The sequence below is a fragment of the Streptomyces sp. NPDC014764 genome, from assembly GCF_043082785.1.
Lineage (GTDB): Bacteria > Actinomycetota > Actinomycetes > Streptomycetales > Streptomycetaceae > Streptomyces > Streptomyces althioticus.
Genome location: NZ_JBIBXY010000020.1, coordinates 102,843 through 111,138, shown reverse-complemented (window position 1 = coordinate 111,138; position 8,296 = coordinate 102,843). Strand labels below are relative to the sequence as shown.

Annotated in this window: 6 protein-coding genes; 2 read left to right on the top strand and 4 right to left on the bottom strand. The window is 72.0% G+C overall.

Annotated features, from left to right (window positions below; all coding sequences use genetic code 11):
- Nucleotides 1-816 precede the first annotated feature (816 nt).
- Nucleotides 817-1,656, bottom strand: coding sequence for an SDR family NAD(P)-dependent oxidoreductase (locus ACF1AG_RS30630; RefSeq protein WP_359603334.1), 840 nt, complete (start codon nt 1,654-1,656; stop codon nt 817-819).
- 290 nt (nt 1,657-1,946) lie between these two features.
- Between ACF1AG_RS30630 and hpnR the strand changes: the two genes are divergently transcribed.
- Nucleotides 1,947-3,446 (top strand): hopanoid C-3 methylase HpnR, encoded by a 1,500-nt coding sequence (hpnR, locus tag ACF1AG_RS30625; RefSeq protein WP_359603332.1) that lies wholly within the window; start codon nt 1,947-1,949, stop codon nt 3,444-3,446.
- A gap of 193 nt (nt 3,447-3,639) precedes the next feature.
- A complete protein-coding gene (locus ACF1AG_RS30620) occupies nt 3,640-4,242 on the top strand; it encodes a YceI family protein (RefSeq protein ID WP_359603330.1) in 603 nt (200 codons plus the stop codon).
- Between the two features lie 113 nt (nt 4,243-4,355).
- On the opposite strand, the gene ACF1AG_RS30615 is transcribed toward ACF1AG_RS30620, so the two are convergent.
- From ACF1AG_RS30615 to ACF1AG_RS30605, 3 genes are all read right to left on the bottom strand, one after another.
- Nucleotides 4,356-5,708: a hypothetical protein gene (locus tag ACF1AG_RS30615; RefSeq protein ID WP_391810719.1), complete on the bottom strand. Its 1,353-nt coding sequence runs from the start codon at nt 5,706-5,708 to the stop codon at nt 4,356-4,358.
- Nucleotides 5,709-5,797: 89 nt separating this feature from the next.
- Complete coding sequence (gene cimA / locus ACF1AG_RS30610; RefSeq protein WP_359603327.1) at nt 5,798-7,399, bottom strand: citramalate synthase; 1,602 nt, start codon at nt 7,397-7,399, stop codon at nt 5,798-5,800.
- A gap of 341 nt (nt 7,400-7,740) precedes the next feature.
- The gene (locus tag ACF1AG_RS30605; RefSeq protein WP_359603338.1) at nt 7,741-8,286 is read right to left on the bottom strand and encodes a TetR/AcrR family transcriptional regulator; all 546 of its coding nucleotides are present in this window, start codon (nt 8,284-8,286) and stop codon (nt 7,741-7,743) included.
- Nucleotides 8,287-8,296 lie beyond the last annotated feature (10 nt).

Genomic DNA, 8,296 nt, shown 5'->3' with positions numbered 1-8,296 from the left:
TGCCCTTGGCGTGCTGCGCCCGGGTCGCCTTCTCGCCCGGGCCGGCCAGTGCCCGCGCACGGATCCCGTGCAGTTCGGCCACGCGTCCGCGCGCGTCGGTCGGCTCACCCGGCGCCTCATCCAAAACGGTCATGTAGTGACCTTACGAAGCCCGCCGCTGATTGCGAGCCGTCGACTCCTCACAGTCCTCGGGGTGTTTTCCTGGTAGCACTGAACAGAACCAGAGGGCCGTGCAGGCGTTCCGACTGCTCAGAGGGCCTGCTGCTTGTGGGAGTCGCACAAAGCTCAGCGGCTGAGAGCCGCCTCACACACGCGGGTCGCGCATGCCTCCCCCGGAGTGACGCGCAGCCACGGCCGGGGCCCGGCAACCGGAATCCCCATGGCGTCCGGCACCCTCGTACGGGGTGCTCCCATTCAAGTTCCGGGGGTTCGCCCGTTCGGGTCGGGTCGCTCACGCAGAGCAGAGCGTAGCGGTACGTCCCTGGTGACGGAGCAGCGCGGCTGCCGTGCGGGAGACGGTGAGCGCGGGCCTACCGGGAAGGCGTCGTCGGGCGAGGCCCCTCAGGGCGTCACCACGTCGATGTCCAGGGTGGCGCCGGGGCCCTCCCGGCGTCGGTGTGCCGGACGCGAGCGTGCTCCCCGTCGCCGCATCACTCGGATCCTCGGCCGAGGACGCGGACGCACGCGCCACCTCCCCCTGCCGGGACCGGCTTGCGCCTGCCCGCGCGGCAGAGGACACGCACGTTCCGCCGCAACGGCGCCGCAGCCCCCCGGAAGGGCCTTCCTGGTCACCCCCGTCGGCGGAAGCGTTCCGTCTCAGCCGAAGCGGTCCAAGAGCCTCCGGTAGAGGCCGGGCGTCAGTGCGCGCACGCGGGACGGGAGCGTCAGCCATGACGGGATGTACGTGTCGTCGCGGGACTCGCTCACCGCGTCCCAGACCGCCGCCGCGACGCGTCCCGCCGAGGTGGGGCGGGGGTGGGAGCGGTGGTAGGGGCGGCCGCGGCGGACGAAGAAGCCCGTCTCGACGGGGCCGGGCACGACCAGCGTGACGCCGACGCCGGTGCCGCGCAGCTCCTGCCGCAGCGCCTCGGCGAACGCGGCGAGGCCCGCCTTGGCGGCGGAGTACACCGCCTCCTCGCGGACACCCACCACGCCGGCCACCGACCCGACGAGGACCACGCGGCCGCTCCCGGCCGCCACCATCGCGGGCAGCACCTCCCGCACGAGGTGGAGGGTGGCGTTGAGGTCGAGGAAGAGCACCCGGTCGATGTCGGTGTGCGGCATGGTCAGGAAGGGGCCCGCCCAGCCGATGCCCGCCCCTGCGACCAGCAGGTCGATCCGTCCGGCCTCCCGCAGCGCGGCCTCGGCCAGCATCTTCGCCCCGTCGGGGGCGGCGAGGTCGGCGGGCAGCAGGACCGCGGACGTGCCGGACGCGGTCTCCTCCAGCCGCCGCCGGTCGCGTCCGCTGAGCAGCAGGTGCCACCCGCCGGTGGCGAAGCGCCGGGCGGTGGCCGCGCCGATGCCCGAGGACGCGCCGGTGACGAGGGCGACGCGGCGGTCAGTGCGGGGCGGGGTCTGTTCGACCGCCGCGGCCGCGGCGGAGGCGGCGGGGTCCGCCGGGGGGTCGTAGGTGGAATCGGAGCCGGTGGTGGTCACGAGTACGGTCTCCCATGCGCTTCGCTGCGGGCCTCGCCATCCAGGACACCCCCGGTCCGGGGGACCGCGCCAGCGCAGCGCCCCGTTCGCGGCAGCCCCGGTGGCGGCCCTCCGGCGGGCGGGGGCACCGGTAATCGCGGGGGTCTCGGGGGCCGGTGCGCCGCGACGCGCAACCACTCCTGCGTGCCGCCGGGTGGGCCATGCGGGCGTATGGGCAGTACGCGACCCGGCGCGACGGGTTACGAAAGGGACGTCCCGCCCTGTTCCCGGCACCGTGACGAGGTCCCCTCATGCGTCTGCTGCTCGTCCACCCCAGCGCCCTGATGTACTCCGAGATCTTCCTCAGGCTCGAACCCCTGGGGCTGGAGCGCGTGGCCGGTGCCGCGCGCGAGGCGGGGCACGAGGTGAGGGTGGTCGACCTCCAGGTGCTGAGCGTGCGGCGGCTGCGCGACGAGGTGCGGTCGTTCCGCCCGGAGGCGCTCGGCATCTCGCTGAACTACCTGGCGAACATTCCCGAGGCGATCCGGATGGCCGAGCGGGTCAAGGAGGAGCTGCCGGACTGCTTCGTGTTCCTCGGCGGCCACAGCGTCTCGTTCGTCGCCCAGGAGGTCATCGAGCAGGCGAAGGGCGCCGTGGACGCCGTGGTCAAGGGTGAGGGCGAGCCCGCCGTCGGGCCGCTGCTCGAGGCGGTGCGGGACGGCGGTGTGGACGGGGTGCCGGGTGTCGTCACGGCGTCGGGGCGCGGCCCCGCCCCGCTGATGCTGCACAGCATCGACGAGCCGCTGCCGGCCCGGGATCTGATGCGCAGCCGGCGCCGGTACTTCATCGGCGAGCTGGACCCGTGCGCGTCGATCGAGTTCACCCGGGGCTGTCCCTGGGACTGCTCGTTCTGCTCCGCGTGGACGTTCTACGGACGCAGCTACCGCAAGGCGTCCCCGGAGGCGGCGGCGGACGACCTGGCGGCGATCCGCGAGCCGAACGTGTTCATCGTGGACGACGTGGCCTTCATCCGGCCGGAGCACGGCGACGCCATCGCCGCGGAGGTGGAGCGGCGCCGCATCCGCAAGCAGTACTACCTGGAGACCCGCTCCGACGTGCTGCTGCGCCACCCGGAGGTGTTCGAGCGCTGGGCGCGGCTGGGGCTGCGGTACATGTTCCTCGGCATGGAGGCGATCGACGCCGAAGGGCTGGACCTGTACCGCAAGCGGGTCAGCCCGGACGAGAACCTGAAGGCGCTGGAGACGGCCCGGCGGATGGGCATCAGGGTCGCCATCAACCTGATCGTGGACCCGGCCTGGGACGAGGAACGCTTCCGGGTGGTGCGCGAGTTCGCGACAGCCGTGCCGGAGATCGTGCACTTCACGGTGATGACGCCGTACCCGGGCACGGAGATCTGGCACACCGAGTCGCGGCGGCTCACCACCCGCGACTACCGGCTGTTCGACATCCAGCACGCGGTGGTGCCCACCACTCTGCCGCTGGACCGGTTCTACGAGGAGCTGGTGCGCACCCAGGCGGTCATCAACCGCAAGCACCTGGGGCTGCGCACGGCGTTCGGGGCGGCCAGGGTGCTGGCCAGGAACCTGGCGCACGGGCAGACGAACTTCGCCCGGATGCTGTGGAAGTTCAACCAGGTCTACAACCCGCGCCGGCAGCTCGCCGACCACGCGCGTCCGGTGCGTCACGAGCTGCCGCTCCCCCAGCGTCTGGACGTGGGCGACCGGCGCCAGCTGTACATCCACACCCGCGGTGCGACCCAGGGCGCCCCGACCCGCCGGCTGCCGGACTAGGCCGGGCGGGCCTCACGCCCGGGGCGCTCACACCCCCGACCGCTCGTTCTCACTCGTCCGAGCGAACGGATCGCGACACCTTCCCCGAAAGATGTTGAACTTTGAAGGGAATGGGTCTACGGTGAGCCGTGTTGAGTAGTTGAACATTCAACGGGATCATCTCGTTGACATCCCCGTCCCCAGGAGGAACACCATGGGTCTCTTCGGCCGCAAGGACGACGACAAGGGCGCCACCGACTCCGCGGTGAGCCCGGACCTGGCAGCACTGACCGGCGACTACGAGCTCGACCCGGCGCACACCACCATCGGCTTCGTCGCCCGCCACGCGATGGTCACCAACGTGAAGGGCCACTTCAAGGACTTCTCCGGGACGCTGCACCTCGACGGCGCCGACCCGAGCAGCTCCACGGCCTCCATCGACGTGGTGATGGACAGCATCGACACGGGCAACGCCGACCGTGACGGTCACCTGAAGAGCGCGGACTTCTTCAAGACCGACGAGTTCCCGAACATGACCTTCCGCTCCACCAAGGCGGAGGCCCTGGGCGGCGACGACTACCGCATCACCGGCGACCTGACGATCCTCGGCACCACCAGGCCGATCACCATCGACCTGGAGTTCAACGGCGCCGCGAAGGACCCGTTCGGCAACGAGCGCGTCGGCTTCGAGGGCAAGACCGAGATCCTGCGCTCCGAGTGGGGTCTGACCTGGAACGCGGCCCTGGAGACCGGCGGCATGCTGGTCTCCGACAAGATCAAGCTGGTCTTCGACATCTCGGCGATCCGCAAGGGCTGACGCTCCGCAGCACCCGAGAGCGCCCGCTCCTCCCGGTACAGGAGGACGGGCGCTCGGTGTGTTCGACGGCCCGCAGGCCCGAGGCGCGCCCCGGGGTCAGAAGCCTCCGGCGGTCAGAAGCCTCCGCCGAAGTCCCCGCCGCCTCCGAAGCCACCGCCCCCGCCGAAGTCGCCTCCGCCGAACCCGCCGCCGAAGTCACCGGGGTCGAAATCGGCGCCGGAGACGTCACCGCCTCCGTAGCCGCTGAAGTCGCCGTATCCGGAGCCGTAGTCCGAGGCGTAACCGGGGCCGGACATCATGCTGCCGAGCAGGGTGCCGACCAGCAGTCCGGGCAGCAGCCCGCCGCCGAAGTAGCCGCCGGCCCAGGGGCCGTACGCCGGCCCCGCCTCCCAGTAGGGGCGGCGGCCGTACTCGGTGTCGACCTCGCGGACCGCCGGGTCGCGGCCCTCGGCCAGCCGGGCCCGGTCGGCCGCGCACACCGGCACCTCGCGCTCCGCCCCGTTGGGCGGGGTCCACCGGACGTCGGCCACGGAGGGGCCGTGGCGCGGATCGAAGAAGCACGGCGGGCGGCGTTCCGGCACCGGCCTGCCCTCACGGCGGGCGGCCAGCGACACGAGCGCGAACCGGCCGTCCTCCACGGCCTGCGTCACCGCACGGACGTCCTCCGGTTTGGTGGCCGCCGCCATGTACGACTTGGCCTCTTCGTAGGCGTCCAGCGAGCGTGTGTAGTCCGCGCGCATGGCGTCGTCCGCGCCGGGCTCGCCGGGGTGGAAGTCGAGGCGGTCCAGCTCCTCGCCGAACGCGGTGATGTCCTCGTCCACCACGACACGCAGCTTCTCCAGGGCCGCCGCCTGCTCCTCCTCGTGACGGCGCCTGCGGCGGCGGGTCACCGCGTACGCGCCCGCTCCGCCGGCCGCCACCAGCGCGCCGACCGTGATCAGCCCGCCGACCGGCACGTCACCGGAGCCGTCGTTCCAGGAGTTGGGCGCCCCGCCCCCGATACTGCGGATCGCGGTGTCGACGAAGTCGTTGAGCTGGGCCTTGGCGTCCCCGGCCCCCTGCACGGACCCGACCAGGTTGGACACGCCCTGCCGGCTGAGCACGCCGCTGTCGGCGCGGGCGTCGAACCGGTCGCCGAGGCGGACGCCGTACAGGCCGGTGACGCCCGTCTCGGTGCGCAGGTCGCGGAAGAGGTTCTGGGTGGGGAAGTCGGCCGGGAGGACGGCGACGAAGATGGGTTTGTCGGCGTCCTCGATCTTGTCGGCGAGGGCCTCGGCGTCGGACTCCGACAGGATGTCCCGGGCTTCTGGATCGACGTAGACAGGGCTCTCGCGCAGCTTCTCGGCGACGACGGAGACGTCCGTGGCCGCCTGCGCCCCCGGCGTGCCGACCATCAGGACCGCCAGCAGGGCGGCCACCGGCACGAGCAGCAGACGTACGAGGGTGCGCATCGGTGCGGCCTTCATATCCTCGACGCTACCGGAATACGCCGCGAAACGGACATCCGGACCGGAGGAAGTCCTTCTCCCCCCTCCGCTCCGGATGTCTCAGGACCTCAGGCGGGCTCCACCCCGGCGCGCAGCAGTCCGTAGGCGTAGGCGTCCTCGAGGGCCTGCCAGGAGGCGGCGATGACGTTCTCCGCGACGCCGACGGTCGACCACTCCCCCGCCCCGTCGGAGGTGGAGATCAGCACCCGGGTCGTGGACTGGGTGCCGTGCTTTCCCTCCAGGATGCGGACCTTGTAGTCGACGAGCTCCAGCTTGGCGAGCTGCGGGTAGATCTTCTCCAGAGCGACGCGCAGGGCGCGGTCGAGGGCGTTGACGGGGCCGTTGCCCTCGGCGGTGGCGACGATGCGCTCGCTCTTGGCCCACAGCTTCACGGTGGCCTCGTTGGCGTGGGTGCCGTCGGGGCGGTCCTCGACGATCGCGCGCCACGACTCGACCTCGAAGTACTTCAGCGGCCCGCCCTCCACCTCGGAGCGCAGCAGCAGCTCGAAGGAGGCGTCGGCGGCCTCGTAGGTGTAGCCCTTGAGCTCGCGCTCCTTGACCCGCTCCACGACCCGGCCGACCAGTTCGCGGTCGTCGCCGAGGTCGATGCCGAGCTCCTTGCCCTTGAGCTCGATGGAGGCGCGGCCGGCCATGTCGGACACCAGCATCCGCATGGTGTTGCCGACCTGCTCGGGGTCGATGTGCTGGTAGAGGTCGGGGTCGACCTTGATCGCGGAGGCGTGGAGTCCGGCCTTGTGGGCGAAGGCGGAGACGCCGACGTAGGGCTGGTGTGTGGAGGGGGTGAGGTTGACGACCTCGGCGATGGCGTGGGAGATGCGGGTCATCTCGCGCAGCCGGCCCTCGGGCAGGACCTTCTTGCCGTACTTCAGCTCCAGGGCGGCGACGACGGGGAACAGGTTGGCGTTGCCGACCCGCTCGCCGTAGCCGTTGGCGGTGCACTGGACGTGGGTGGCGCCCGCGTCGACGGCGGCGAGGGTGTTGGCGACCGCGCAGCCGGTGTCGTCCTGGGCGTGGATGCCGAGCCGGGCGCCGGTGTCGGCGAGGACGGTGGCGACCACGGCCTGGATCTGCGCGGGGAGCATGCCGCCGTTGGTGTCGCAGAGGATCACCACGTCGGCGCCGGCCTCGTGGGCGGTGCGCACGACGGCCTTGGCGTACTCGGGGTTGGCGCGGTAGCCGTCGAAGAAGTGCTCGCAGTCGACGAAGACGCGGCGACCCTGGGAGCGGAGGTGGGAGACGGTGTCGCGGACCATCTCCAGGTTCTCGTCGAGGGTGGTGCGCAGGGCGAGTTCGACGTGCCGGTCGTGGGACTTGGCGACCAGCGTGATCACCGGCGCGCCGGAGTCGAGAAGCGCCTTGACCTGGGGGTCCCGGTCGGCGGTGGTGCCGGCGCGGCGGGTGGCGCCGAAAGCGACCAGCTGGGCGTGGCGGAACTCGATCTCCTGCCGGGCGCGGGCGAAGAACTCGGTGTCACGTGGGTTCGCGCCGGGCCAGCCGCCCTCGATGAAGCCCACGCCGAACTCGTCCAGGTGCCGTGCGATGGCCAGCTTGTCGGCGACCGTGAGGTTGATGCCCTCGCGCTGGGCGCCGTCGCGCAGGGTGGTGTCGAAGACGTGGAACGAGTCGTCGGGCTCGCTGGTTGCGGTCATGGTCTGAAGGCTCCTGTATTGGATCTCGGTCTACCGGAATGACCGGTTCCACCGTTCCCCCATGGTCCCTCGCGCCCGGTTCCCGGCTGCGGGTGGGCCGGGAAACAGAAAAACCTCTCGCGGGTGCGAGAGGTCTGCGCGCGGGTCGAGGACGACGGTGTCCGCCCGTACGGTGTCGTACGTGCGGTCACTGCGGACCGGCGCGCCTGCTGCCAATAATCGTGGCGAACGAGAGCACGGGGGGATTTTGGCACAAGCCGCCCGCCCGCTCACCGCCCGTCTCAGGATGCGGGCGTCCGGCGCGCTGCGGTGAGACGCGGGCGGCGGTTTCCGGCCGGGTCTCAGGCGCCCGCGGCCAGCGTCCCGTCGAGGAACTCCCGTACGTGGTCGAGGACCTGGGACCGGCCGGTGCCGCGCAGGCCGATCGCCACGTGGATGGCGAGACCGTCGAGCAGGGCGCGCAGCCGGACGGCGTAACGGTCGGCGTCCACCGGGCGGAACTCGCCCCGCGAGACGCCCTCGGCCAGCAGCGCCACCAGATCGCGGTGCCAGGCTCCCTCGATGGCGGCCTGCCGGTCGCGCGCCTCGGCCTCCGCGTTCTGAGAGCGGTTCCACACCTCCAGCCAGAGCGTCCAGTGCGGGTCGCGGTGCCCGTCGGGCACGTACAGCTCGACGTAGCCGTCGAGGCGCCGGCGGGCGGTGCCCGGACGCGCGAGCAGCCGCGCACGCTCTGCCCCGAGCCGCCCCTCGCTCCACTCCAGGGTGCGCAGCAGCAGCTCGTCCTTGGAGCCGAAGTAGTAGAGCAGGTGCCCGCTGCTCATCCCGACCTCCCGCCCGAGCGCGGCCATGGTGAGCTTCTCCAGCCCTCGCTCGGCGATCATCGCCATGGCGGCGGAG

What these genes read in the sequence shown, in the direction of transcription:
- hpnR (WP_359603332.1), top strand. Translation starts at nt 1,947, where the DNA reads ATGCGTCTGCTGCTCGTCCACCCCAGCGCCCTGATGTACTCCGAGATC.
- cimA (WP_359603327.1), bottom strand. Translation starts at nt 7,399, where the DNA reads ATGACCGCAACCAGCGAGCCCGACGACTCGTTCCACGTCTTCGACACC.
- ACF1AG_RS30620 (WP_359603330.1), top strand. Translation starts at nt 3,640, where the DNA reads ATGGGTCTCTTCGGCCGCAAGGACGACGACAAGGGCGCCACCGACTCC.
- ACF1AG_RS30605 (WP_359603338.1), bottom strand. Translation starts at nt 8,286, where the DNA reads ATGGCGATGATCGCCGAGCGAGGGCTGGAGAAGCTCACCATGGCCGCG.
- ACF1AG_RS30615 (WP_391810719.1), bottom strand. Translation starts at nt 5,708, where the DNA reads ATGAAGGCCGCACCGATGCGCACCCTCGTACGTCTGCTGCTCGTGCCG.